This is a genomic window from Flavobacterium sp. AC267, assembly GCF_979258715.1.
The window spans coordinates 1156210-1181785 of sequence record NZ_OZ409875.1 but is presented as its reverse complement, the minus strand read 5'-3'; the positions used below and the strand labels follow the sequence as shown (position 1 = coordinate 1181785).

The 25576-nt window shown below is 33.6% G+C and carries 24 protein-coding genes, 2 tRNA genes and 6 pseudogenes; 11 read left to right on the top strand and 21 right to left on the bottom strand.

Going from position 1 to position 25576, the window contains the following annotated elements:
- The first annotated feature begins 377 nt into the window (after positions 1 to 377).
- From rseP to ACZZ95_RS06220, 6 genes and pseudogenes are all read left to right on the top strand, one after another.
- Positions 378 to 1722, top strand: a pseudogene (gene rseP, locus ACZZ95_RS06245) (RIP metalloprotease RseP).
- 83 nt (positions 1723 to 1805) lie between these two features.
- A tRNA-Asn gene (locus ACZZ95_RS06240) sits at positions 1806 to 1879 on the top strand.
- Between the two features lie 38 nt (positions 1880 to 1917).
- Positions 1918 to 1991, top strand: a tRNA-Asn gene (locus ACZZ95_RS06235).
- Positions 1992 to 2043: 52 nt separating this feature from the next.
- Positions 2044 to 2337: a GIY-YIG nuclease family protein gene (locus ACZZ95_RS06230; protein WP_463468411.1), complete on the top strand. Its 294-nt coding sequence runs from the start codon at positions 2044 to 2046 to the stop codon at positions 2335 to 2337.
- Between the two features lie 340 nt (positions 2338 to 2677).
- Entirely contained in the window at positions 2678 to 2842 is a 165-nt protein-coding gene (locus ACZZ95_RS06225; protein ID WP_172426694.1) for a hypothetical protein, read from the top strand.
- Positions 2835 to 3425 carry a zeta toxin family protein gene (locus tag ACZZ95_RS06220; RefSeq protein WP_463468410.1) on the top strand — a complete coding sequence of 197 codons (591 nt, stop codon included), beginning with the start codon at positions 2835 to 2837 and terminating at the stop codon, positions 3423 to 3425. Before ACZZ95_RS06225 ends, ACZZ95_RS06220 begins: the two co-directional genes overlap by 8 nt.
- A gap of 141 nt (positions 3426 to 3566) precedes the next feature.
- On the opposite strand, the gene ACZZ95_RS06215 is transcribed toward ACZZ95_RS06220, so the two are convergent.
- Positions 3567 to 4049: a hypothetical protein gene (locus ACZZ95_RS06215; RefSeq protein WP_463468409.1), complete on the bottom strand. Its 483-nt coding sequence runs from the start codon at positions 4047 to 4049 to the stop codon at positions 3567 to 3569.
- Positions 4050 to 4669: 620 nt separating this feature from the next.
- Positions 4670 to 5868 (bottom strand): annotated as a pseudogene (locus tag ACZZ95_RS06210) (C1 family peptidase).
- 233 nt (positions 5869 to 6101) lie between these two features.
- Between ACZZ95_RS06210 and ACZZ95_RS06205 the strand changes: the two are divergent.
- The 4 genes from ACZZ95_RS06205 (at position 6102) to ACZZ95_RS06190 (ending at position 7839) form a co-directional block, all read left to right on the top strand.
- Positions 6102 to 6602 carry a hypothetical protein gene (locus ACZZ95_RS06205; RefSeq protein ID WP_463468408.1) on the top strand — a complete coding sequence of 167 codons (501 nt, stop codon included), beginning with the start codon at positions 6102 to 6104 and terminating at the stop codon, positions 6600 to 6602.
- Complete coding sequence (locus tag ACZZ95_RS06200) at positions 6569 to 6901, top strand: helix-turn-helix transcriptional regulator (protein ID WP_463468407.1); 333 nt, start codon at positions 6569 to 6571, stop codon at positions 6899 to 6901. Before ACZZ95_RS06205 ends, ACZZ95_RS06200 begins: the two co-directional genes overlap by 34 nt.
- A 76-nt stretch (positions 6902 to 6977) precedes the next feature.
- Positions 6978 to 7583: a lysostaphin resistance A-like protein gene (locus tag ACZZ95_RS06195; protein ID WP_463468406.1), complete on the top strand. Its 606-nt coding sequence runs from the start codon at positions 6978 to 6980 to the stop codon at positions 7581 to 7583.
- Positions 7558 to 7839 carry a hypothetical protein gene (locus ACZZ95_RS06190; protein ID WP_463468405.1) on the top strand — a complete coding sequence of 94 codons (282 nt, stop codon included), beginning with the start codon at positions 7558 to 7560 and terminating at the stop codon, positions 7837 to 7839. Before ACZZ95_RS06195 ends, ACZZ95_RS06190 begins: the two co-directional genes overlap by 26 nt.
- 85 nt (positions 7840 to 7924) lie before the next feature.
- On the opposite strand, the gene ACZZ95_RS06185 is transcribed toward ACZZ95_RS06190, so the two are convergent.
- From ACZZ95_RS06185 to ACZZ95_RS06095, 19 genes and pseudogenes are all read right to left on the bottom strand, one after another.
- Positions 7925 to 8464 (bottom strand): alpha-ketoglutarate-dependent dioxygenase AlkB, encoded by a 540-nt coding sequence (locus ACZZ95_RS06185; RefSeq protein WP_463468404.1) that lies wholly within the window; start codon positions 8462 to 8464, stop codon positions 7925 to 7927.
- 96 nt (positions 8465 to 8560) lie between these two features.
- Positions 8561 to 9097: a BamA/TamA family outer membrane protein gene (locus tag ACZZ95_RS06180; RefSeq protein WP_463468403.1), complete on the bottom strand. Its 537-nt coding sequence runs from the start codon at positions 9095 to 9097 to the stop codon at positions 8561 to 8563.
- A 22-nt stretch (positions 9098 to 9119) separates the two neighbouring features.
- Complete coding sequence (locus tag ACZZ95_RS06175; RefSeq protein WP_463468402.1) at positions 9120 to 9722, bottom strand: hypothetical protein; 603 nt, start codon at positions 9720 to 9722, stop codon at positions 9120 to 9122.
- Positions 9723 to 9777: 55 nt separating this feature from the next.
- On the bottom strand, positions 9778 to 10752 hold the full coding sequence (locus ACZZ95_RS06170; protein ID WP_463468401.1) for a SphA family protein: 975 nt from the start codon (positions 10750 to 10752) through the stop codon (positions 9778 to 9780).
- 64 nt (positions 10753 to 10816) lie between these two features.
- On the bottom strand, positions 10817 to 11746 hold the full coding sequence (locus tag ACZZ95_RS06165; RefSeq protein WP_463468400.1) for a helix-turn-helix domain-containing protein: 930 nt from the start codon (positions 11744 to 11746) through the stop codon (positions 10817 to 10819).
- Positions 11747 to 12129: 383 nt separating this feature from the next.
- Entirely contained in the window at positions 12130 to 12708 is a 579-nt protein-coding gene (locus ACZZ95_RS06160; protein WP_463468399.1) for a DUF4136 domain-containing protein, read from the bottom strand.
- 245 nt (positions 12709 to 12953) lie between these two features.
- Positions 12954 to 13274, bottom strand: coding sequence for a DUF6515 family protein (locus ACZZ95_RS06155; protein ID WP_463468398.1), 321 nt, complete (start codon positions 13272 to 13274; stop codon positions 12954 to 12956).
- A gap of 22 nt (positions 13275 to 13296) precedes the next feature.
- Positions 13297 to 13734, bottom strand: a complete 438-nt coding sequence (locus ACZZ95_RS06150) for a DUF6515 family protein (RefSeq protein WP_463468397.1) — start codon at positions 13732 to 13734, stop codon at positions 13297 to 13299.
- Between the two features lie 20 nt (positions 13735 to 13754).
- Positions 13755 to 14495: a DUF2092 domain-containing protein gene (locus tag ACZZ95_RS06145; protein WP_463468396.1), complete on the bottom strand. Its 741-nt coding sequence runs from the start codon at positions 14493 to 14495 to the stop codon at positions 13755 to 13757.
- A gap of 26 nt (positions 14496 to 14521) precedes the next feature.
- Positions 14522 to 15472, bottom strand: a complete 951-nt coding sequence (locus ACZZ95_RS06140; protein WP_463471630.1) for a DUF2252 domain-containing protein — start codon at positions 15470 to 15472, stop codon at positions 14522 to 14524.
- A pseudogene (locus tag ACZZ95_RS06135) lies at positions 15444 to 15703 on the bottom strand (DUF2252 family protein). The gene ACZZ95_RS06140 and the pseudogene ACZZ95_RS06135 overlap by 29 nt, the downstream one beginning before the upstream one ends.
- A 534-nt stretch (positions 15704 to 16237) precedes the next feature.
- Positions 16238 to 16840: a hypothetical protein gene (locus tag ACZZ95_RS06130; protein WP_463468395.1), complete on the bottom strand. Its 603-nt coding sequence runs from the start codon at positions 16838 to 16840 to the stop codon at positions 16238 to 16240.
- Between the two features lie 93 nt (positions 16841 to 16933).
- Positions 16934 to 17947, bottom strand: a complete 1014-nt coding sequence (locus tag ACZZ95_RS06125) for an HAD family hydrolase (RefSeq protein ID WP_463468394.1) — start codon at positions 17945 to 17947, stop codon at positions 16934 to 16936.
- Positions 17948 to 18054: 107 nt separating this feature from the next.
- Positions 18055 to 19692: an arylsulfatase gene (locus ACZZ95_RS06120; protein WP_463468393.1), complete on the bottom strand. Its 1638-nt coding sequence runs from the start codon at positions 19690 to 19692 to the stop codon at positions 18055 to 18057.
- A 594-nt stretch (positions 19693 to 20286) separates the two neighbouring features.
- Positions 20287 to 21721: pseudogene (pyk, locus tag ACZZ95_RS06115) on the bottom strand (pyruvate kinase).
- Entirely contained in the window at positions 21669 to 22214 is a 546-nt protein-coding gene (locus ACZZ95_RS06110) for an IPExxxVDY family protein (protein WP_463468392.1), read from the bottom strand. The pseudogene pyk and the gene ACZZ95_RS06110 overlap by 53 nt, the downstream one beginning before the upstream one ends.
- Before the next feature lie 126 nt (positions 22215 to 22340).
- Positions 22341 to 23082: pseudogene (gene rnc, locus ACZZ95_RS06105) on the bottom strand (ribonuclease III).
- A 9-nt stretch (positions 23083 to 23091) separates the two neighbouring features.
- A pseudogene (gene fabF, locus ACZZ95_RS06100) lies at positions 23092 to 24344 on the bottom strand (beta-ketoacyl-ACP synthase II).
- A 238-nt stretch (positions 24345 to 24582) separates the two neighbouring features.
- The gene (locus ACZZ95_RS06095; RefSeq protein ID WP_007137004.1) at positions 24583 to 24819 is read right to left on the bottom strand and encodes an acyl carrier protein; all 237 of its coding nucleotides are present in this window, start codon (positions 24817 to 24819) and stop codon (positions 24583 to 24585) included.
- A 175-nt stretch (positions 24820 to 24994) separates the two neighbouring features.
- On the opposite strand from ACZZ95_RS06095, the gene purN reads away from it, so the two are divergent.
- Complete coding sequence (purN, locus tag ACZZ95_RS06090; protein WP_463468391.1) at positions 24995 to 25573, top strand: phosphoribosylglycinamide formyltransferase; 579 nt, start codon at positions 24995 to 24997, stop codon at positions 25571 to 25573.
- Positions 25574 to 25576 lie beyond the last annotated feature (3 nt).

Genomic DNA, 25576 nt, shown 5'->3' with positions numbered 1-25576 from the left:
AAATCAAAAATGCGCGCCAAAATACAGAAGTACAATAAGAAATATTGCCAGATTGTCATCTTTAGAAACTAATTTTCTAAAACGGACTAAAAACAAATAACGTAAGATTGTTCTCAATATTTTTTTTCGCAATTTAGTATTTATTATAATATCTGCTTATTTAAAATGAAATAGAAATAAGCTTATGTTACAGTAATGCCAGCTCTACATTTGTAACATTACAATCAAAAATGTTACTAATAAGTGAACAATATTTAATTTATTAAAAGTAAGCGTGATTATTAACAAACATTTAAAACCTTAAACATTATCTTGCGGTCTTAAATTAAATAAGAAAACGCTACTTTTGTGCGTTAAATACGAATTAAAAACATAAAATGGATATAGTTATCAAACTCTCTCAATTTCTATTGAGTTTATCTTTACTTATTATTCTTCATGAATTAGGGCATTTTATCCCTGCAAAATTGTTTAAAACAAGAGTCGAAAAGTTTTACTTATTTTTTGATGTTAAATATTCACTTTTCAAAAAGAAAATCGGAGAAACAGAATATGGTATCGGGTGGTTGCCGCTTGGAGGTTATGTAAAAATTTCTGGAATGATCGACGAGAGCATGGACAAAGACCAAATGGCTCTGCCTCCACAGCCTTGGGAATTTCGTACTAAACCAGCTTGGCAGCTGTTTAATTATTATGCTTGGCGGTGTTACTGTAAATTTTATTCTGGCTTTTATTATTTATATCGGAATGGCTTTTGCCTACGGAGATACATATATCGCTAACTCTGACTTGAAAGATGGTATAGCAATTGAAAATGCCGCGATGCTTAAAGCTGGGTTTAAAACTGGTGATAAAATTATTTCTATTGATGGAAAAACTGTAGAGAATTACGACAGCGACATGAATATGAATGTCATCATGGCAAAACAAGTTTTGATCGAAAGAAACGGAAAACAGCAGACTATTACAATGCCTACTGATTTTGTTGACCAGCTTTCTAAAACAGAAAAAGGACTTCTTATTGGTATTCGCAGACCATTTGCGATTGCAAAAGTGGCTGAAGAATCTCCAAACCAAAATCTAAAACCAAAAGATTTGATTCTTTCTCTTAACGGACAAAAAATTAAATATTTTGATGAAGCAAAAACAATTTTAGAAGCAAACAAAGGAAAACAGATTCCTGCTGTTGTTTTACGCGATTTAAAAGAAACATCTATTACTTTGAAAGTTTCTTCAACAGGAACTTTAGGAGTTGTTGCTGGTGGTTTAGACTTGAAATCTCTAGAGAAATTAGGTTACTATAAAATCAGTACTAAAGAATACGGTTTCTTCGAATCGATTCCGGTTGGTCTTGAAAAAGGTAAAGATCAATTAGTAGGTTATGGAAAACAATTGAAAATGATTTTTAATCCAGAAACCAAAGCTTACAAACAAGTTGGTGGTTTTGCTACCATTTTTAATATTTTTCCTACTTCTTGGAGTTGGGAAGTATTCTGGTCAATCACGGCTTTATTGTCAATTATGCTTGGAGTTATGAATTTATTGCCAATTCCGGCACTTGATGGTGGCCATGTTATGTTTTTATTATATGAAATGATTAGTGGCAAAAAACCAAGCGATAAATTCCTAGAGAATGCGCAAATGGTTGGTTTTGTTTTACTTATTTCACTATTACTATTTGCTAACGGAAACGACATTTACAAAGCAATTGTAGGCAAGTAAAAATATTTAATAAAAAGAGTGAAAATGTTTTTGAGAAACTAAAAATAGTTTTATATTTGCACTCGCTAAAAAGAGCAACAACTTCCTCCTTAGCTCAGTTGGTTAGAGCATCTGACTGTTAATCAGAGGGTCCTTGGTTCGAGCCCAAGAGGGGGAGCAACTTTTTTTAGCAAACATATTTACCTTTAAGGTGATTCCTCCTTAGCTCAGTTGGTTAGAGCATCTGACTGTTAATCAGAGGGTCCTTGGTTCGAGCCCAAGAGGGGGAGCTTAATAAATACCACTTACAGATGTAAGTGGTATTTTTTTTGTCTCAATACCATGAATAATATTGTTTATATTCTGCATTCCAAAAAACTTAATCGTTATTATATTGGCTATACGAATGATTTTGACGTAAGGTTAGAATTCCACAAGAATTCGCCTTCAAACAAATTTACAGCAAATGCAAAGGACTGGACTTTGTTCCTTAGCTTTAAATGTGATAATAAAACTCAGGCGCTTTCAATAGAGAAACATATTAAAAACATGAAGAGCAAAACATATATTGAAAATTTAATTAAGTATCCGGAAATAATCGATAAACTTCTGATAAAATACAAAGTCGAATGTTAATCAGAGCCCCGAAAGCTTTCGGGGTTGGTTCGAGCCCAAGAGGGGGAGCTTAAAAAAAAGACGATCAAATTGATCGTCTTTTTTTTTTGGAAAAATTTCAAAGTTTAAAAAATTCCAAATTCCAATATTATTTAACCGCAAAAGCCTCCAATCTTGTCATTTCGACCGAAGGGAGAAATCACACAAAAAACTCCAAAATCTAAATCACCAATCTTTGCTGACAAACAAGATCTAGAAATAATCAATAAACTTCTGAGAAAATACAAATTCGAGTGGTATTTATTTTGTTTTAATACTGGTTTATATTTTGAGTTTATATTTTTTGTAAATTTGCTTCATTATGATAGACATTTCAAACACTGCCGAAAGAATTCAGTTTGCTTTAAAGCAAATGGAAAAAGCTATGCCTGTTGTTAAAAAACAAATAGCTGTGTATGAAAAAAATGTTTCTTTAGGAAAAGATCAAAAAAAACCGCCGATAGCCCCACAGTTTAAGAATGCCTAAACCTCTTTTAGTTGTTATCGCAGGATGTAATGGATCTGGAAAGTCAACCTTTTCCAAACTCCTATCTCCTGAAAGCTTTATTCCTTTTGATTATGATATTGAATTTTTAAGATTTTACAATTCTTTAATAGATTCAGATATAAGAGACAGAATGGCTCACTCAATGGCTTTTAATGAACTGGAAAATCAGATTAAAAAAGCAATTGACAACAAGCGCAGTTTTTGTTACGAAACTAATTTCAACTCCACTCCTCTTCATTGGCCAGAATTATTTAAAAAAAATGGATATGATTTACATTTGATTTTCTTATGCCTTGATTCAGTTGAAGAAGCTAAAAAAAGAGTTGCTATTCGCGTAGAAAATGGAGGACATTTTGTTCCAGATAGTGAAATACAAAAACGTTATTTTGATGGATATAATAATTTAAATTCTTTTTTTAACTATTTTGATTACGTCGATTTATATGACACCTCTAGATATTCAGAAAAACCATCTCATATTTTGTCAATTGAGTCAGGAAAGGTTTTACACATAACACATATACCAAATTATTTAAATATTTTAATTCCAAGTGTAATTTAAAGAAAATTTTTAATCTATTTCGCAACCAAAGTCTCACTTTTAAATCTTTTCATTAAAATGTCGGCTTTTTCTATTTGATTGATTGCTTTTAAAGACTGCGCGTATCTGAAGTAATAAATAACATCTGGGTCTTTCACCAAATCAAACAATTTCTCGTAATAACCTGCGAGCAGTATTAAGGTTTCCGTCGAAGTAAAGACGGTCTGCCACTTTCTGAAGCATTTCTGGTGATTTATAGCCTTTTTCAAGCACTTTCTCATAAGTTCCTGCTATATCTACTTTGACATATTTTACAGGCTCCGCAGGATCTGGTTCTTCAACAATAACTGGTTCAGAAGAAGCTGTTATATTTTCCATAGAAAGCTCTGGCTGTGTTAAACTTACTTTTACTTTTTGTTTTCGCTTTACATATCTCGGAATTATAGTCCTGGTATTATTTGGTCCCAAATCGTTCGTGTAAACCATATCTAATTTTGTAACCTCATAAGTGGTAATTCTGCCTCCAAAAAGTTTATTGATTCTTTCTTCTACATAATATGATTTTATCACATAATCGTTGTCAGAAGAAAGTTTGTCTGTCAAAAGCACGGTAGTTCCAGATGTCGAAGCAGAAAGACTTGCCATGCGCGCGCAAAACAACCGAAAGAACATAATATTAAAAATGCACATAAAAGCGCTTTGCCGTTTTTCATAATAATTCAATAAAATTACTGGTTTATCTTAAAATTTTATTAAATATATACCATTCAGACGGTTACGGTTTAAAATCTCTGCAAACAACTGGAAAAAACGTTTAATTACCCCTTTTATCTTAAGCGTTCCTGATTACGGAAAAAGCTTCCTCAATTTCTTTGTCCGAAAATGGTTCAAGAGTTTTTACGAGCTTTTTACTAGTTTTAATTGATCAGGCAAATCAACTTTCTCAAAGCTTTTTTCTCTTGACAGTTTTACTTCTTTTTTGAATAATATTTACCAAGAACAATGTCTATTAATATTCCGTAGGAATATCTCATCGGTAAAACAAAAGCAGTATAATTAGTGTTAGTGTCCCGTAAGGACATCTGTTTTTAGCGAAATAAAACATCTGCCAATTAATCAAACGTTCCTACGGAACGTATAACCCTAATTTACTTTTACTTCTACCAAGCAGACATTCCTACGGAATGAATTGTTTTTTATAAAAAAAAAGCGCCGTAATCCCAAAGATCACGGCGCTTTCTATTTTATTTAAAAACTTAGAGTAATTAAACCCCTAATTTCTTAGCAATCTCAGTTGGAATTCCTCCCTTGTTTACTAGTAATGCTGTAGTTTTATATTTTACGAAGTTCTTAGTTACAAACAAGAAACCTTTGTAGTCGTTTGTTTCTCCCCAAGAATTTTTTACGATATAATATTCTTTTCCAGTTTGGTCTTTTGCTAAACCAATAATGTGCATTCCGTGGTCGTCTGTTGTAGCATAGTTATCAAACGCGACTTGACGCATTTCTGGAGTAATTTCTGGTTCTGCTTTTGGTCCGTTAAACATGTCTGCTTTTTCTTCTGCAGTCATATCGTCGAATTTTTTGCTTGGAACGTAAGCTACACCATTTTTTCCAGCTGAAACTTTTCTCGCTAACATCTGTTGCCCAAGCTACAGTATAACCTTTTTTCAAAGCATTGTCGATAACATCTGTCATGTCGTTTACTTTTACGTTGTAAACTTGATCCAATGACCAGTTGTCTGGCACCATCATTGTCGTTTTTTGGTAGTATGGCGTATTTGTAAAAGATGATAATTCTACATACTCATCTGGATTAATTCCTACTACTTCTTTAGCGAAAGATTGCGGTGTATAGTTTTTTCCTTTGTAAGTAAAGTTTTCTGGTGCTTTTCCTAAATAAGAATCAATAACTGCCGCGTAAGCTTTCTGCCAGTTTGGTGTTAATTCTCCGTTTGGATTTTTAACAACTGCTGTCAAAACTCCTTCAATAAGAGCTACCATTTCGCCAAATTTATTTTTATCTGTTCCGTAGTTTAGTCCTGTGTAAACTTCTCTAGGTACAGTTCCGTATTTTTTGTACATATTAATTACATCGTGCAAAGCTCCACCATCTCCAAGTGTAATTGCTCCGTGCATACGAACGTAGTTAATACCTTTCTCAACATATACATTTCTTGCAGAATAAATTTGAGATAACTCAACCGGCTGTTTTCCTAAACGAATCATTTCTGACTCTAAGAATGAATTTGTTGAGTAACTCCAGCAAGTTCCAGATGAACCTTGAGTTTTTACCGATGTTGTTCCTAAGTTAATTACTTCTGTAAATTTGAAGTTCTCTTTACTTTTGTCGCTCGCGTTTAGTTTAAGTGAATTTACTAAAACGTCTTGCGCAAAACAGCCTGCTGTTCCAGCCAAGAATACTGATGCCTGCAAACACTGATTTGAATGAAAATGTATTCATAATTGATGTTTAAGGTTTAACAAAATTAGTCTCTAGTGTTTCTAATTTGTTACAAAACAATTAAATTTTTTGTAATTTGTTGCTATTGTGCGGTTAATTTTTTCACAATCTTTTAATTAAGGTGTATAAGATTACAAATTATGCAAAACTAACAATCGGTTTAGAATCAAAATACAGTTCTAATAAAATAAGTAGTAATTTGGTTTCGGAAAATTGCGAAAACCAAACTCGAAATGTACGAACTGGAAAAAGAAAAATATCTGGGCAAGACCAAAAACATTTTCAATACCGATCAAGGAATTGCAGTTGTAGAAACCGAGTATCAAAATAAGGTTTATGAGGGCTGGCATTCGCATAATAATGCACATATTACACTTTTTCTAAAAGGAGGCACAACCGAAAAACGCAAGAATTCTACGGAAACGGTCGGCTCTGGTTCTTTGTTATTTTATCACAGCGACGAATTGCATTTGAACCAAGATACGCTTTTTCCATCCCGAAATATTAATATCGAAATTGAAGAAGGACTTTTAAAAGAACTTCAAATTAATGAAGCAATAATCGAAAAATCGATTCAGAACAGCACATTTACCAAATTTTTGATCTTGAAAATTTTTAAAGAAACGCAGACAGCTGATACTTTTTCTAACGATACTATAAAAATGCTATTCTCGCAAACTGGCGAGCAACGAATAATTATTTGGAACGATACGAAAAGAGTCCGTTTTGGGTAAAAAGTCTAAATGAATTATTAAATGACTGCTGGAACGAAAACCCGAATTTACAGGATTTGGCGCAGGTTTTAAATTTAAATCCGATTACCATCTCCAAGCATTTTCCGAAATATTTTGGCTGTACTTTGGGCGAATACATGCGGAGAATTAAAATTAACCGTTCGCTTTCGCTGATACAATCTCAAGAAAGTAATTTGACCGAAATTAGTTTCCAATGCGGTTTTGCCGACCAAAGCCACTTTATCCGAACTTTTAAAAACCAGACTGGATTTTTACCCAAACAATTTCAAAAATTATAAAGAAGGCAAATTTCATTCTATTTTTTGATTTTGATGCCAATTACTTTTGCTTCATCAAATCATATAAATCAAACCAATGGAAACGCTTACTTTAAAACAAAAAACTTTTAATTCTCCTATAACCAAAATTATTCTTGCCTTACTTACTTTTATGGCAGTTGTAATTATCGGACAGCAAATTGCCGCAAAATTACTGGCATTGACTTCGCTGGAAAAAGATTACAGAAATCTTTTAAAAGGACTTTTTGTTTCGACTGCAACTGTTTTGAGTTATATTCTTTTCTTCAAAAATTACGATAAAAGATCAGTGACAGAATTTGCTTCAAAAGGGATTTTAAAAAATCTTAGTGCTGGTATTTTGTTTGGTTTTCTTCTTCAATCACTTACCATTTTAGTAATTTACCTCAACGGAAGTTATAGTGTTGTGTCTGTAAATCCAATTTCGTTTATCTTGATTCCGCTGGCAATTATGTTTACTGTTGCCATTATTGAAGAAATATTAGTTCGCGGTATTGTATTTAGAATTATCGAAGAAAAACTGGGAAGTTATATTTCACTGCTAATTTCTGGAGTTATATTCGGAGCTTTGCATCTTGTGAATCCTCACAGTAGTTTTCTTTCCACTTTATGTATTACGCTGGCAGGATTTTTATTGGGTGTCGCTTTTTATTTACAGCCGTAATTTATGGTTTCCAATAGCTGTGCATTTTGCTTGGAATTTTACACAATCGGGTATTTTTGGAGCAATTACTTCTGGAAATGAAAAAACACCTAGTTTATTAACCGCCAAAATACAAGGTTCAGAATTAATTACCGGAGGTGAATTTGGTCCCGAAGGGAGCATTCAGGCAAGCGTAATTTGTCTTATAGGAACGATAATATTATTGTTATTGAGTCACAAAGAAAATAAGATTGTTAAACCGTATTGGAATAAATAAAAGTTTTTTTCGCCACGAATTTCACTAATTAACACAAATTATATCAAAAGTTCGCGATAGCAATTATCGGGAACTTTTGATATAATTAAACTGTAAGCTTTCTAAATGTCAAACTTATTCTTTCCGAGTTATCATTATCTTTATCTGGTAAAATGGCATGCGACCAAAATTCTTGCACTTCTTTACTCATATAAAATAAACTATTAGGATGTAACTCGATATCATGAATGATTTCTTTGTTTAGTTTATTTTTAAATCTCATTACTCGTTTATTTCCTAATGAAACAATTGCGATTCCAGTGTCTTCGAACAAAATATCTGTTTGATCAGAATGAAATCCCATTTTCGATTTTCCATCAGTATAATAATTTATAAGGCAGTTATTAGGCACAAATTTGATCGCATTTTTTATGATAGATATAACGTCATCAATATAATCAGGAAGTGGTAAAAATTGATATTCCATTTCTGAATAATTATAAGGAGTACCATAACTAACTGTTTTTCTTGCCTTTATTGAAGTGTCCCAATTTGAATCTCTTTTGACTTTTTCAAACAGAATATCATGATTATTTAAAATATTATTTTCTATTATTATTTGATCTAACAATTGATCCAGATTCATTACTTATTTATTTTAGGATGCAAATGTAAGAAAAATTACCACTATTTAATTTAAACAATGAGATCGTCAACTCAGAATTTTTAATTTAAAAAAAAACTATCTCAGCCAATTACTTCCAAAAACAATATAATAAGCCCAATCTTCTGGGCCTCTGGCAACATCGACTCCCATTCTAAGTTTGAATTTTCGAGCTAGTAAATATCTAAAACCCGTTCCGTAGCTGTAGACAACAGGTTTTGCAAAAGCTTTGTCCCAATCGTTAAAAGCGCTGGCAAGACCGCCATATCCCATAAGACTCCATCTTCTGTACACATCCCATCTTAATTCGGCTTCGGTTACAATACTTGTTTTTCCCTGATATCTTGCCGCAGGAATTCCCCTTAAATTGATTCCCGGTCTTAAATAAAAAGGCGGGTTCCCAAACGCCTGTTCCCCTTCAATCCTCAGCCCGCCAATTAATTTTTTAGTTAAGGGATAATAGCCTATTGCAGATAAATTGACGCGCCAGGCATCATAATCACTTCCCAAAATATTATCTGACCAAAAGAAATCTGATTGTAGCCTGATTCCTTTATCTGGTGTAAATATATTGTCGCGTCCGTCAAATTGTAATGCTCCTCCAAGCTGGCTCACTGTACTTTTAATATCTTTTGGCTCAACAAACGGCGCATGGGAGATTTACATCGGGCAGGTTTATTTTAGAATTTAAAAAAAGAAATTGAGGTCCCGCGCTCCATTTTGGATTGTTAAATTGTTTGAGCCATTGGGTATAAAAAATAGTAGACTTAAAATTGAGTTTGAATTCCTCATCCGCCAGATTTGGACGATTGTTGGCATAAAACGATAAATTCATATCGCCGTAACCCGCCATGACACGATATAATATTTTGGGTTTAATAAGTGTTCCCGAACGAAAAGCGCCTACCATCCAGCTTTTGTTTCCGGTATACATTCCGATTCCTCCAGTTATATCTGGATTTATAAAACGTTTTTTTCCGTTTTCATCTACAACTGGTGCGTGCTTTTTTAGGAAAACGGGCACGATTGCACCTCCAATTCCTCCCAGAGCGGGTTCTGTAATTACGGTTGGCACAACAATAAAGCCATGTGCATAAATAATGTAATCGCTTAAATCGAATGCGCCGTCGAGAGAATCTTTAACACTTATATGCGGTTTTTGTGCATTTATAACATTAAACGACAAGAGAAACCAAAGCGAGAACAAGATAATTTTTTGTGTTGTTTTTTTGTTTTTCATATAAGAATCTAAATCGTTTTACATTTAAAAATCACCTTATATTCTTCGATCTCATCTATTCCTTTTTCTTGAAGCTGAAAACATGTGCCAGAGTGATAAAGAAAGTATTTCCTTGAAATCTGTTTATGGCATTTACTTCTCCAATCCATCTAAAACCAGCCGAAGTCATACAGCCAATATGCAAGTAATTAATCTCGGCGCCAATTCCGCCAACGTGATCTTTATCTGGTTCCAGAAGCAGGGTTCCAACTGGAATTTTATCATCAGAGACTTTGTATTGCAGGTAGTAAATTAATCCTGCATTTAATATTCCTTTTGGCGCTGTTTTTTCTGCATTCATACAATAAAAAGTCTTTCCTAAACCGCCTTCAATACTTAAAATATCACCAGTTTTTATATCAGTACCTTTTTTCTTTCCGTTGATTTCATAAGTCGCTAATGCAGAAAAATGAAATGTTTTTTTGTCATTAAAGAACAAAGTGGTTCCTGCCGAAATCTCATTCATAAACATCCCTAAACCACTATTTTCACTGCCTCCAAATTCATATTTTCCTGTTGGAAGATACATTTGATAACTGAATACAAAATCGGCTCTTTTATTATGCCATCCTAACTGAATGGGCTGTACATACATATCTGTAAAAGCAAAATCGCTCTTTGAATCGACGTAACTCCCTTGAATAGTATTGGATGCTCCCGCCAATAAAATCGCCGCACCGTAATTGGCGCCTAAAATTTTAAAATCGCTTATGTAAGAAGCTCCGGCACCGGTTATAAACATGGTTAAATCTGGATTTCCCATTTTATCGCCATCACTATTTCGCAGAGAAGATGCGGTGTAAATGTAACCTGGAACATATACACTTAAAGTATTTTCTGGAGCCTGAGTTCCCGATTGAAGTCCCATAGCGCCCAAAATATGTCCGCCTTTTAACTGTGCATTGGTATAAAAAGAAACCAATAATAGCATTATTGCTAGAATTGATTTAATTGATTTAATTGATTTTGAAGTATTAATTTTTGTTTTCATGCTGAAACGTTTTAAATTAATCAAGACTTTACTACAGCTTTACAACTGATTTAGAAATAATTTTTTATTTAAAGTAGTACGCACTTGCACGATCAGGATTTATTCTAATGGTTTTAAAATATTCTGACGGCGATTTTCCGGTATGTTTTATAAATGCTCTAAAGCAGGTTGTTCTGGATTTAAAACCAGAGCCCCAAGCCATTCCTTCGAGCGATAAATCTTTCCACTCTGGATCGTTTATTTTGTCTTTGAAATATTCAATTCTTTTGAGATTGACATAATCCTGAAAATGAAGTCCAAATTCAGAATTGATTAAATTGGATAAATGATGAACAGATATTCCTGTTTCTTCAGATAGGTCTCGGATAACGAAATCTTTCTTTAAAAAGAGTTTATTAGCATTTAAAACGTAATCCAGTTTTAAGAGATAATCTTCTTTTTTCTCCATTGTGAGTTCGTGTGCGATTGGCAGAGAGGTTTTAATTTCTTTAGATTTAACTGCAATACTAATGTCACTGACAAAATCGAAAGTTTCCTCTTCGTCGTGAAAAATCTGAGGTTTGAAATAAAGCCAGCCAACCGTAAAAAACAGAACAGAAGAAATTAAGAAATAGCAGGAAAGATCTACAACACCTATTTTTCCTTGTAGAAAATGATGAACAAAAAGTGCAGAAAATAAAAACAAAATCATAAGGTTGTAAACCCTGATCCAATTGATAACTTTAATTTGATGAAATTCGTTTCCTTTAAATTTTTTCAGATCATAGTTTAAAATCAACATGGTTTGAAAAAAGACATAGGAAAGCCAAATCGTCAAGGTTAAAATAGAAAATGGACTTTTGATTTTGACAGCAATATAATCTACAATTTTTAAGTCTGTAAAACTTCCAATATATACAAAAAGTGTGAGGGTAAAATAAATAACAAAAGGCGCAAAATGAAGCCAGTCATACTTTCTAATTTTTTTTACCCTGAGATAAAATATTTCGGACATACAAAAAAGAACATGGAGCTACTAAAAAGATAAACGATTTTGTGATTGTAAATAATTCTGGAAACTCTTTGAATATGTTTGCCGATAGATAAAAATTATAAATACTCACCACAGCAAGACTCAATAAAAACAGTCCCAAAAAGAAACTTTTTGAATAATTTTTTCTGGAAAAAATAACCCTAATCGAAGTAGCAAGACCTGCAATTACGGCTATAAAAAAGAATAGCGAGAGTAAAATATCGATCATTTTTTAAGTTTAAATTTGTTTGTTGGACTTCTTAAAAAAGAATTTCGAAAGAGGGGACTTTCATTTTAGGAAACAAATGTGCTTATTGGCGGATTAGACCAAGCACATTTGCTTTTGTTTTAGATCTATTTCTAGATTATTTTTGCTCTGCTCCCGGAGGAAAACCAGCTAATATTTTTTTGATAGAAGCATTGATAAATTCCTCTGGATTATCTGGTTTACTGTCAATTTCAGCATTTCCGATACCCTGCCAAAGCAGTTTTTGCGTTTTGGTCGATACAATATCAATTACCAGCGAGCCATCTACATAATCATAAGTATTAAATGTAGTATTGGCACCACCCATCATGGCACCGCCGCCCCAATATCCGTAAGGGCGATACATTCCCCCATATCCATAGAAGTCCGTATTGGCACTAACAGAAGTTTTATTTTTTAAAATGGAAACGGCATTTACTTTTAAATCTGGATTGTCAGATTCTGTAAATCCTTTGGCAAGCATTTCATTTCGAATGGCTTTTGTCACACGATCGACATTTAACTGATTAACCTGACCCTGTCGCGCTTTCAAATCGTATACCGCAAAAGTTTTGTATTCGCCGAAATTGGCAGAATGGTCATAGTCTGATGTGACTTTTACAGTTGGAGAGCAACTGTAAATTAATCCCAAAAATAATATTGGGAGTATACGAAGATTTGTTCTTTTAATATTCATGTTGTAGTATTTAAATTGTTAATTAAATCAGTTTAACTCGAATGTATTAAAATCTTAAAAATCTTGAATTGAAAGGCGTAGAATGAATATAGAATTATTAAAATCGCACAAGTAACTATTTAGCAATTACTTAGCTCATTCTCAAAGATAAATCATTTTATTTAATTAATATTAAAAAAATAAATAAAATCTTACTATATTTTTTTTCTTCAATTTCCCTTCAATTTCCCTGCAGATTTTCAAAATTATTTACCTTGTACAACTACATAACTGTCCTGCCCATCTTTTGAAATTGGCTGATAATAGACATTATTATAGATCATATATTTTTGTCCGTCGATGGTTTTTTCTTCGGCACCTTCTGGTAAGTGCGAAACTACTGCTCCAACTGGCGGCGTTACGACCTTATATTTTGAGGTGTCTTTTATGTAATAAGTTCCTCCGTAATAATAGTATTCTGCTCCAGAAACTGTAATAGTCGTATACCCTTTAGGTAATTCAGGAATGGTTGCTCCCAACGGTGCAGGAACTACTTTGTAACCATTAGAGTCTTTTACATAATACACGCCGTCATCATAATTGTAGCTATTATTTTCTACAGAAATAACTATTGCAAGCAGTTGTTAATGTGGTTAAAAAGAACCCTACAGGATACCAAGTTGGCCCCCAGTAATAAGGTACAAATGGATGATAGATGTATGGAAACGGCACCGGATAAGGATGAAACGGAGGCGGTGGCGGCAATGGTCTCGGATACGGATATGGATGCGGCGGTATTGGGCGCGGTCCTGGAGGGATTGGTCTTGGTCCCGGCGGAATTGGCCTTGGTCCAGGTCCAGGAGGAATCGGTCTTGGCGCTGGATGAGGCATTGGTTCTGGATGAGGCATTGGCATAGGCCGAGGCATTACAGCGTGAGGTCTAAAATGCCCAAAACGTTGTGCGGTAACAGATTCTGGCATTAGCATCAGTATAAATACTACTGCAAGAATTCCTGTTTTTATATTTTTAAGTATCTCTAATTTCATGACAAAGAATTTATAAATGATTATTTTTTATCTTCTCTAGACTGTAATTTTACTTTAGCTACTTTTGGAGGTGCCGAAAATTCAAACATATATTCTGAAAAATCAGGATTGATGATCCAGTCTTTATAAACTGCTTCATACTGCGGTTTGTCTTGATCATTGGTGTAAACAATTACCATTTTCATTGGGAGATAATTATCGTCGTTTGCAATCCAGAATTGAAAACTTTTGTTTTTGTCTTTTCCTGCAATGTGAAAACATTCTTTATCGTCGATAATTGTTTTCCCTAGAAACAGTAAAGTTCCCTGCTCTGATTTTAAATCTTCTAATAATGTTTCATAAAAGAAATCTGCTGCTGGAAACTCTATTCCAAATTTTTTACTGGCTTCGTCAATAGTTTCAATAACCGATTTTGGTGCTGTTGTAACGGCATACGTATTATTATCAAAAGAATAATAGGTTAGGTTTTTACCATTGTACAATAAGCTTCGGTTTCCTTTATCTCCTGTAGAAGTAATTTTCATTTTATCGGGAAATTTAATTGAGACCTTTTCATGGACAGCATGTTTCACTAAGCCGAGGCTTTCGTTAAAAATGTCGTAGGTTAAAACTGCCTTGAAACTACATGATTTTATATATTGTAATGATTCTGTCGTTCTATTTAAAATATAAACAGCCGAAGAATCAATTCGCTGGGTTTGAGCTTTAATTATACTGGTCATCATTACAAAGCCCATTAAAAACAAAAACTTCTTATTCATACTTATAATTATTTAATTAATAAAAATTATACTTCTGCGACTATCGGTAATCTGCCTTCTTTGACAGCTTTGATCATTTTATGATAATCAGATTCGTTTTGATCTGCATACAACATCGAAAACTTTGAAATAGCATGGGCAAATTCATCGCTGTTTCCTATATATCCAGACAATATCGAAGGATCTCCAGAACGTGCGTGCGCTCTTGCAAGTGCCCATCCGCAGGCTTTGGCATAATCTGCCATATTTGTTTCTTTCATTATTTCCAGAACGGGTTTCACTTTTGCATCTCGAAGCTGACGGATGTAAAAAAATCGGCCTTTGTCATCATTTGTCCATCCTAAAAACATATCTGAAGCGGACTGCATTAATTTTTGCCCCATCACAATTCGTTCGCCTTGATGACTGTATCTGCTTTGAGTTTTTACATGCTGTTCTAATACGCTTTGCCTAGCTTCTTTAAATTGTAAAAAAATAGGTTCTCCTGTAGCCGACATTAATAAACTAATACCGCAGAGTGTTCCCACACTTCCTACACCCACCACTTTTATAGCAACGTCGTGCAAAGAATATCTGCTTAACAAAATTTGTTTATCGTGAGACAGTGATTTCATATATCGTTTATGAATGGTCTCGGCTTCTTTTAAAATTTCTTTTTCTTCACTTTCTGTGGGATGATAGATTAATGGAGGTTCATCTTTAATTTTGGCGCGAACCCCGTCTTGATACGTCATTTTTGCAAATTCTTTTTCGTGCGCCGTATATTCTGTCGCTTTTTTAATTCGTTTATGATGAAACTCTTTTAGCTCTTTATCGTGTCCGAGTTCAATAAGTTCAGCCAGATCAATATCGGCGTACCAAATCTGCGCCGCCGATAATTTACTGTATTCCAGCATGTGTCTTTTGTAACTGTCTGCAACATGCCAAGCAAATTCTTTACAGCTTTTATTAGAAAATTTTCTCCATTTTCCTGCAATGACAAAACTTGTCTGCTAAACGTTTTAAATCCCATTCCCACGGACCTTGAAAGGTTTCATCAAAATCATTTATATCAAAAACCAGTTTGCGTTCTGGTGTTGCAAAACCTCCAAAATTCATTAAATGGCAATCACCGCAAAGCTGTAAATTTATTCCTGTATTGGATGTTGATTTTAAATCTGTCGCCATAATTGTCACGCTCCTCTAAAAAATGCAAAAGGACTTTCCATCATTCTGCTGTATCGAATGGGCAGTAAACTTTCTATTCTTCCAATACTGGTTTTAATCAAAATTTCTATTGGATCTTCCCGATTTTCTGCAGGCGAATATTCCTCATGAGAAGAACGCGGCACACTTTTTCTAATGGCTGTACCTTTATCGTAACGCTCCGCTTTTGATGCTAATGGATCAAATGAAATTTCGATATTTTCCAGTTTTTCAGCCATGAAATCATTCTTTAACTTTACCCTACATCTGACAAAATCAGTAATTAAGAAATTTTTTACCTCAGAGGTATTTATTTTAATTATATAGAAATTTAAGAACCTGGAAATACAAAAGCCACAACCGCTCTCAATCCCCAATCTGGTCTTATATCTGAATGACCTACAATTGGTATTAAAGGCATAACAGCAAACTGCATCGTTTGACCACCTAATTTTGTAATGGCTCCAACATTTGGACTAAGGGTAATTAGTGTCGTATTTCCTTCCCAGTTTTGTGTAATCTCTGAAGTAATTCCTAAACTTGCACCACTTTTGTAACTATGGGTTAAAAATATCTGGGTATAAAATTGATTGAAATCGGCTCTGTTTTCGTTTCCTGCTACGGACCATATCTGATTTGCAATGAATCCTATAGAAAGTCCCTTTCCCTGATGCATGACCAAAACGCTTGGTCCGACTCCAAATTTTTTCTGTCCCGAGGAATTTTTCTGTGGCCGTTGGTACTAAAAAAGCAGGACCAACTCCTAAAATAATTCCCTTTGTTTTAGGGGCAAAAAATGCTGTAACGGTTGCATCGCTTAAACCAAACTCATGGCTGTTTTCTGCAATAACATCCTGCTGATCTACAACCGGAAGAATATATCGTGTAATTAAATTTAGATTTTCACTCAATTTAAAAGGAATTACTGGCTGAATATTTATTTGGTATTTTGATCCATTGTACGGACCAATTCCATACGTTAAATTATTCTGTAAAGGCACACTTATAAGACTTGCTACAGGATTTGCTAATTTATCTGCCAGTTCCTGTGCACTTGCTCCAGCTTTTGGCTCTTCTTGTGCAAAAATTGAAAAACCAGTAAGGAAATAAACTACACTCAAAAAGTACTTCCTGTTTTTATAAGAGCCGCTCTGTTTCATAATACTTGATTTAAAATTTGTTTTGAAAATCAAAATGAAACAATTTTTAATACTAAAAACTGTTTCATCTCAATACTAACTAATTCAAATTATTTATTTTGGAAAAATTGTTTTCCAATCGTCTTTCATACTGATTACGTGATATTTGTATTTGGCGACTGTACTTAGAGATAAATTATCTTTTTCCTGATAATTGTATTCTCTGATAGAATCGTTATGATTTACGATCATTTGAAAAGAAGGATATTTACTTCCCGAAGAATATCTTAACATGGCAAGATCACCGGCTCCGCCTTCATTTCCACAGGCAAAAACGGGTCTTTGACCAATATGCAATTGTATACCGACTGGTTTTCCTGCTTTATCATCTAAAAGATCTAAAGCTGGCAGTCTTTTTAGGCTGTTTGTTGCATCATCAAAAACATATTTAAAAGATGTTCCTACTACTTGTTCTTTTGGAATACCATAAAAATCGGATGAAATAGCACGCACCAGTTCAATCGTACCTCCAGTAACAATAAAGGTTTTGAATCCATTTGCGCGTAGGTAATTCAAAAGCTCTAATTGAGGCTGGTATCTAATTTGTTTTAATGCTGTATTTTTTCCAGGATATTTGGCACCTGTGAAGAACTCTTTTGTAGAAGCTTCAAATTCATCTTCGGTCATGCCTGTGTGTGTTGCGACAACTAATTCGATAAGAGCTTTATCGCCGCCCTTTTCAAAAAAAGTTTTGTCTTTTTCAACAACAGCTTTAAAAGGCTGTTTTTGTGCCAGAGCAGGATTTGCTTCAACCATTTTTTTTACTCTATAAAAAGCAAATAATTCCTGAACATAAGGTTTTTCAGCCCATAGGGTTCCGTCATTATCAAAAGTGGCTATTCTATTTTCTATCGGAATAAAATCGGGACTTCCTGCTTTAGTAATTTTTGTAACATAATCTATAATGTCTTTTTTTAAGGCACCATCATTCCAGCTTGGTAGAGGATCTCCAGTTGTAACTGTAGTTGCTGTACTATCTTTAGTACTTGTAGCTGTAACCGTATCTGATTTTTTGCACGAACCTAATAACAATAAAAATAGGGGTACAATATATAATTTTCTATACATGATCTTGATTTTTAAGTTATTGAAAAGCTTGAGTTATGGGGTAACTCAAGCTTTATTACTTCTATTTTTATTTTTTCTTTTTGGATTCTGTTTCGTCCTCTTTTAATTTAGGCGAAGACATTTTTTTCAATATATTTTTGTGCTTTAATATCTTTCATAGCTTCTTCCATAATAGTGTAAGCTGAGAAACTTGGCGGAATTGATCTCGGTGGATATTCTTTAAATGTTTCTGCAAATACAACTACATCTTGTATTGCTCCATACATAAGCTGTACGTGATTCATTTGCCAATCCCAAAAAGTATTTGAAGTTATATCTGCTCTTTCAAAAGGATCCTGATATAAATTGAATATTTTTTGTAAACGTAGTTTGGTAAAAGGTTCTGCCCAAACTCCCATTGTTCCGCCTAAACGTTGTTCGGCAAAAACATATTTATAATCTCCTTCTCTTAAACCTACTAAAAGACCATCGTCATCTGTATAAAAGAATTTATCTCTGGCACTTTTTGGTGATGTACCTCGCAAAAATTTACTTTGGTCAAAACCGTCTAGATGTACTTTATAGTTTTTTCCGTTTGCGCTGTACCCTTTTAAAAGTTTATTCACAAGATCTGGTTCACCTGCAATAGAAGCAAATGTTGGTATCCAGTCGTTATGGCTCATTAATTCAGTAGTAACACCTGGTTTGATAACACCTGGCCAGCGTACAATACATGGTACACGGTAAGCTCCTTCCCAGTTGGTATTTTTCTCTGAACGGAATGGTGTCATTGCACCATCTGGCCATGTATTCATGTGAGGACCATTATCTGAAGAATAAACTACAATAGTGTTATCAGCAATTCCTAATTCATCTAATGCTTTCAAAATACTTCCTATAGTTTCATCGTGTTCAATCATACCATCAATATACTCACTGTCGCCATGCGTATATCTGCCTCTGTGTTCTGCTCTTACGTGTGTGCGAAGGTGCATACGAGTCGCATTGAACCAGCAGAAAAATGGTTTTCCGGCAGCATTTTGTCTTTTAATAAAATCAATTGCCGCTGCAGAAGTTTCATCATCTACAGTTTCCATTCTTTTTTTAGTAAGTGGTCCTGTATCTTCAATTCTTTGTTTTCCAACTCTACCAAAACGAGGATCTGTAGTCGCATCATCAACATTTGTTGCTGTACATTTTAAAACGCCGCGTGGTCCAAATTTTTTCAAATATTCTGGATCTTTTGGATAATCAGGTAATTCTGGTTCTTCTTCTGCATTTAAGTGGTACAGATTTCCAAAGAATTCATCAAAACCGTTTACAGTTGGCAAACTTTCATTACGATCTCCTACGTGATTTTTTCCAAATTGACCTGTTACATAGCCCAGACTTTTCATAATTCCTCCTACAGAAGGATCTAACTGACTCATACCCATAGGTGCTCCTGGGAAACCTACTTTTGTAAGTCCGGTTCTAAGACCGTGTTGCCCTGTTAAAAAAGCAAGACGTCCAGCTGTACAGCTTTGTTCTCCATAATAATGTAAAAATCGTAAACCTTCATTTGCTAGACGGTCAAGGTTAGGAGTTGTATAGCCCATTAATCCATCACTATAGGCACTAATATTAGAAATTCCGATGTCGTCTCCCCAAAGCACCAAAATATTTGGCTTTTTATTTTGCGCTAGAACTGAAACTCCAGAAAAAAATAATAATGCAAATACCATTATGGCATTTGTAAATCTGCATTCTAATTTGATTTGTTTCATGATAAAAAAATTCGTTAATGATCTTGTTATTTATATGAGTTTTGTAAATCCAAAAAAATAATGGGAGAAAAATGCAATTTCAAAAAACACTTTTGCCAGATACGACTGTATTCTTTTAAGATTTTTCAGACTTATTTTTAAATGAAGAATCTGAAATGTTTTTTAACTTTTTTTTAAGCTTCTCAAAATTAAGTAATTAATAAGCCAAGAATCGCATTTATATGACATGAGCTTGTTTCATATTATAAAATGAAACAACAAAATTTAGGAATTTGAAACAATACGTTTCATTTTATAAAATGAAACAGAGAAAAGTGATGGGAATTTACAAGAAAATGGCTTTCTGCATAAATAAGAAAAGATTGATGTTCCTTTAAAGGAAGAGTAAAAATTATTACTACAACATAATAGTTTTCTATAAATGAAATTTTTTTTTTTCGTTTCACACTAGAAAAGTATTTTTTGAGGGAAATGAAATAAAAAATTACCCTCAAAAAACATAAAGTTTTATGAGGGACAAAAAAATAGTTAATAGTGTAAACAAAAAAAGCCGTTTACAATGTAAACGGCTTTTAGAAAATTTTATAAAAATAATTATTCGATTTCAGATACTCTCATCGTGTTAACCATTCCTTTATCTTTAATTGGCATCGCAAACAAGATTAATTAAATAATCTCCTTTTTGTGCATATCCTTTTTCAACTGCAATTTGATTTACATCTGTTACAGTATCATCTGTACTTTCGTCATTATCATAATAGAAAGATTTAACTCCCCATAATAAATTCAATTGTGTTAAGATTCTTCTGTTTGAAGTAAATACTAAAATATGAGCTGTTGATGGTCTCCAAGCCGAAATTTGGAAAGCTGTATAACCGCTGTTTGTTAAAGTACAAATTGCTTTAGCTTCAATTTCGTTCGCTAATAAAGTCGCTTGGTGGCAAACTGTTTTAGTTACAAAACGTTTTGTTTTAATTTGAGGTGTATTTTGTGGAACCTGAATAAGAGGAGAATTCTCTACTGCTTCACAAATTTGAGTCATTCTTTGAATTACTTGTACTGGATAGTTTCCTGTAGCAGTTTCTCCAGACAACATTACAGCATCTGCACCGTCCATTACTGAGTTAGCAACGTCATTTACTTCTGCTCTTGTTGGCGTTAAACTTGTAATCATTGTTTCCATCATTTGTGTAGCAACGATAACAGGAATTCTAGCCGTTTTTGCTCTGCGGATCAAATCTTTTTGAACCAACGGTACTTCGTGAGCAGGAAGTTCAACTCCAAGATCTCCACGAGCTACCATTAAACCATCGCAATATGCTACAATTTTATCCATGTTCTCAAGAGCTTCCGGCATTTCAATTTTAGCAATAATTGGAATTTTAACTTCTGAATGCTTAGCAATTAATTCTTGTAAATCTTGTAAATCGCGTGGTGTTTTTACAAACGAAAGTGCGATCCAGTCTACTTTTTGCTCAATTGCAAAAATAGCATCAGCAATATCTTTTTCAGTTAAAGCTGGTAAAGAAATCTTTGTGTTTGGAAGATTAACTCCTTTTTTAGATTTTAATTCTCCACCTTGAATAACTTTAGCAACAACTTCTGTTTTTTTATCTGTTGAAACAATATCAAAAATAAGTTTACCATCATCAAGCAAAATGCGCTCTCCTGGGTTAACATCATTTGGGAAGTTTTGATATTTCATGAACACTTTTTGAGCCGTTCCGATAACATCTTCTGCAGTTGTAAAAGTGATTTCATCACCGTCGTGTACTACAGTACCTTCTTCCATTACACCAACTCTAAGTTTTGGTCCCTGTAAATCTCCTAAGATCGCAGTAGTATAACCAAACTCTTCGTTTAAGCCTCTAATAATATTAATCTTTTCTTTTACTCCTTCGTAATCTGCATGCGAAAAATTGATTCTAAACACATTAACCCCTGCGTCGATCATATCTTTAATGATCTCTCTTGTACTACAAGCCGGGCCAAGTGTAGCAACAATTTTGGTTTTCTTGTTTGTTAACATTTTTTTTAAAAATTAGATTGTTTTTTGATTTTATTTTATCTGTATCTACAGCGTAAATAGCCGCAATACTTTCTATGGTATTTAATTTTTGTTGAATTTCTGAAAAATTAAGCGCCTCTTCGCTATTGTCTATTTTCAGGAAAAAATCGACTTTTTTAAATTCAGGAAGTAAATGAATTGTTGTAGAAACCTCACTTGTTTCATTAGAAAACAAATTCTGAAAATCATTCGTACTCACAGAAATGATTTCATTTTTATTCTGAATTAAATTCCAGGAAACAGCTTTTTCTTCATCATAATAATAGAATCTAGAAAAATTTGCTTCTCCTTCCTTAGTTTGAGCATGGATCTCGTTTTTGCTCTTACTTAAGTTTATCGGAAGGATTTTATTTATAAAATAAGCTAATCTATAATCTTCTAATGAAGTATGAATTGCCATTAAATAATAATCAATTTCGTCAAATTCGTCTAAATCCAATCTATGAATAGCCATGTCTTGAAAAATCAAGTTGTAAATATACTATTTCTAAACGGAGCTTCAACAGTTATGACATGCTTGTTTTGTTAAATTATAAACGAAAACGTTATAGCATTGTGATACTTACAACATTTTTGCAGACTATTTCTTGTCAATTTTCTCTTGAAATGCAAAGTAAGCTCTTTGAGATGCTTTCTCTTCGGCTTTCTTTTTTGAAGTTGCTCTCGCTCTTGCAACCACTTTGTCATCAATACTTAATTTAACACCAAATAAGCGCTGGCCGTCTATGCCGTTATCTTCAAAAATGTCATAATGAAAAACTCTTTTTTCTTTCTGGCACCATTCGATAACAAGACTTTTATAACTTATAACTTTTCCCTCAAGCCGTGCAATATCGACATAAGGTGTTACTACTCTTTTCTGGATAAATTTTTCGCAGAAAGGATAGCCTCTATCTAAATAAATAGCTCCAATAAGAGATTCAAAAATATTACCATGAATATTTTCTCCAAAATGCTGAATCGGCACTTTACTCTCTACAAACTGTACTAAATTTAAATCTTTGCCTAATTCATTCAAATGCTCGCGACTCACAATTTTTGAACGCATTTTGGTTAAATAACCTTCATCGCCATTTGGTGCTTTGTTAAATAAATGTGCGACGAATTACGGCACTTAACATCGCGTCTCCTAAAAATTCCAAGCGTTCGTAATTGATAGGATGCCCATTCTGATCTAGCTTATTAGAAGAGCGATGCGTAAAGGCTCTTCTATAGAAATCAATATTGGCAGGCTGAAAACCAAGAATTTTCTGAATAGTGTCAAAAAAAATCCCGTCTTCTAGAGAACGGGATTTAGAAAATATTTTTTTGATAATATTCATATACAGAAATTAGTCAGCTAGTTTTTTAAACAATACACAAGCATTGTGTCCACCAAAACCAAATGTGTTACTCATAGCAACATTTACCTCTCTTTTTTGAGGCTTGTTTAAAGTAAGATTCAATGATGGATCAATATTTTCGTCAACAACTGTATGGTTAATCGTTGGAGGAACAATACTGTGTTTCATTGCTAAGATAGAAGCAATTGCTTCAATAGCTCCGGCGACACCAAGTAAATGTCCTGTCATTGATTTTGTTGAGTTGATGTTGATGTTTTTAGCATGTTCTCCAAAAACTTTACTGATCGCTTTTAACTCAGCAACGTCTCCTAATGGAGTAGAAGTTCCGTGAGTATTAATGTGATCTACATCTTCTGGGTTCATTCCAGCGTCTCTCAAAGTATTTTCCATTACGGCAATTACTCCAATTCCTTCTGGATGTGGTGCAGTTAAGTGATAAGCATCAGACGACATTCCGCCTCCGCCAATTTCACAATAGATTTTTGCACCTCTTGCTTTAGCATGTTCGTAATCTTCGAGAACCAAAGCTCCTGCTCCTTCTCCTAAAACGAAACCATCTCTGGTTGCATCAAAAGGCCTTGAAGCTGTTTCTGGACTTTCGTTTCTTGTAGATAAAGCGTGCATAGAACTAAAACCTCCCATACCTGCAATTGTAACTGCCGCTTCAGAACCACCAGAAACAATAACATCACACATTCCTAAACGAATGTAGTTGAAAGCATCGATTAAAGCATTTGCAGAAGATGCACATGCAGAAACCGTAGTATAATTTGGTCCCATATACCCGTTACGCATAGAAATGTGCGCAGGAGCGATATCGGCAATCATTTTAGGGATAAAGAACGGATTGAACTTTGGAGTTCCATCACCTTTAGCATAATACATTACTTCGTCTTGGAAAGTTTCTAAACCTCCAATTCCTGCTCCCCAGATAACACCAACTCTTTGTTTGTTTACGTTATCATTTGTAATTCCAGCATCTTTAATAGCTTCATCACTGGCGCAATTGCATATTGTGCAAATTTATCTAATCTACGAGATTCTTTGCGGTCCATGTAATCTTCAATGTTGAAGTTTTTTACTTCGCAGGCAAATTTCGTTTTATGCTTTTCTGTATCATAATATGTTATAGGAGTCGCTCCGCTAACCCCATTCAAAAGTGCATCCCAGTATTCCTGGATATTATTCCCGATAGGAGTAAGTGCACCTAATCCTGTTACAACAACTCGCCTTAATTCCATAAATATGTATTTTGTACTTTAAACAAATAAAACCCATGCTTTCTTAACATATATGTTACTTAAGAGCCATGGGAATTACAATATAAATATATCTTTTTGATTGAAAATCAATCGAAATTTAAATTTAAAAAAATAATAACACCCGATTTTTATAAATTCCAATTTTTTAAAAAACAAATTCCAATTTTGGAATTTGGATATTCAATTTTGGAATTTTTAAAATTCGGGTGTGGTATTATTATTTTTTAGCTTCCTCGATATAAGAAATAGCTTGACCAACAGTAGCAATGTTTTCTGCTTGATCGTCTGGAATTTGAATATCAAATTCTTTTTCGAATTCCATAATAAGCTCAACAGTGTCTAATGAGTCAGCTCCTAAATCATTAGTGAAGCTTGCTTCTGTTACAACTTCGTTTTCGTCAACACCTAATTTGTCTACGATAATCGCTTTTACTCTTGATGCAATGTCTGACATAATCTTTAATTTTAGAATTTAATTTGTTGGCAAAAATAAAAAACTTTATTTTAAAACAACTATTTAGTTTATAAATGTGACACTAATTTATAAAATTAATTTCAAGAAAGGTCTTTTAAAGCTATTTATTTTCGATTTTTATTCCGTTTTTTGCATTCTCAAAATAAATTCTATTATGAAAAAAATTATCGTTTTTGCCTCAGGATCAGGAACTAACGCAGAGAACATTATAAAATATTTTTCGAACATTGAAATTGCCAAAGTGGTTTCGATTTTTACAAATAATGCTTCCGCAAAAGTTATTGACAGAGCAAAAAATCATCAAATTCCAGTCGAAATCTTCTCAAAAAACGAACTTTTAGAGAGAAACATACTACAAAAAATACAAAAAATCGACCCGGATTTAATCGTTCTTGCTGGTTTCTTATTGAAATTCCCCGAAAACATAATTGAGCAGTATCCAAACAAAATAATAAATATCCATCCAGCACTTTTACCTAAATATGGAGGCAAAGGAATGTATGGAATGCATATACACAGAGCAATAGTAAATAATAAAGAGAAAGAAACTGGAATCTCTATTCATTATGTAAACGAAAATTATGACGAAGGGGGTATTATTTTTCAAGCCAATGTAGTCTTAACAGACGAAGATACACCAGAAACTGTTGCAGAAAAGATTCATGAATTAGAGCAAACCCATTTTCCTGAGATCATTCATAAAATTCTGGAAGATTCAAATTCCAAAAATTAAATT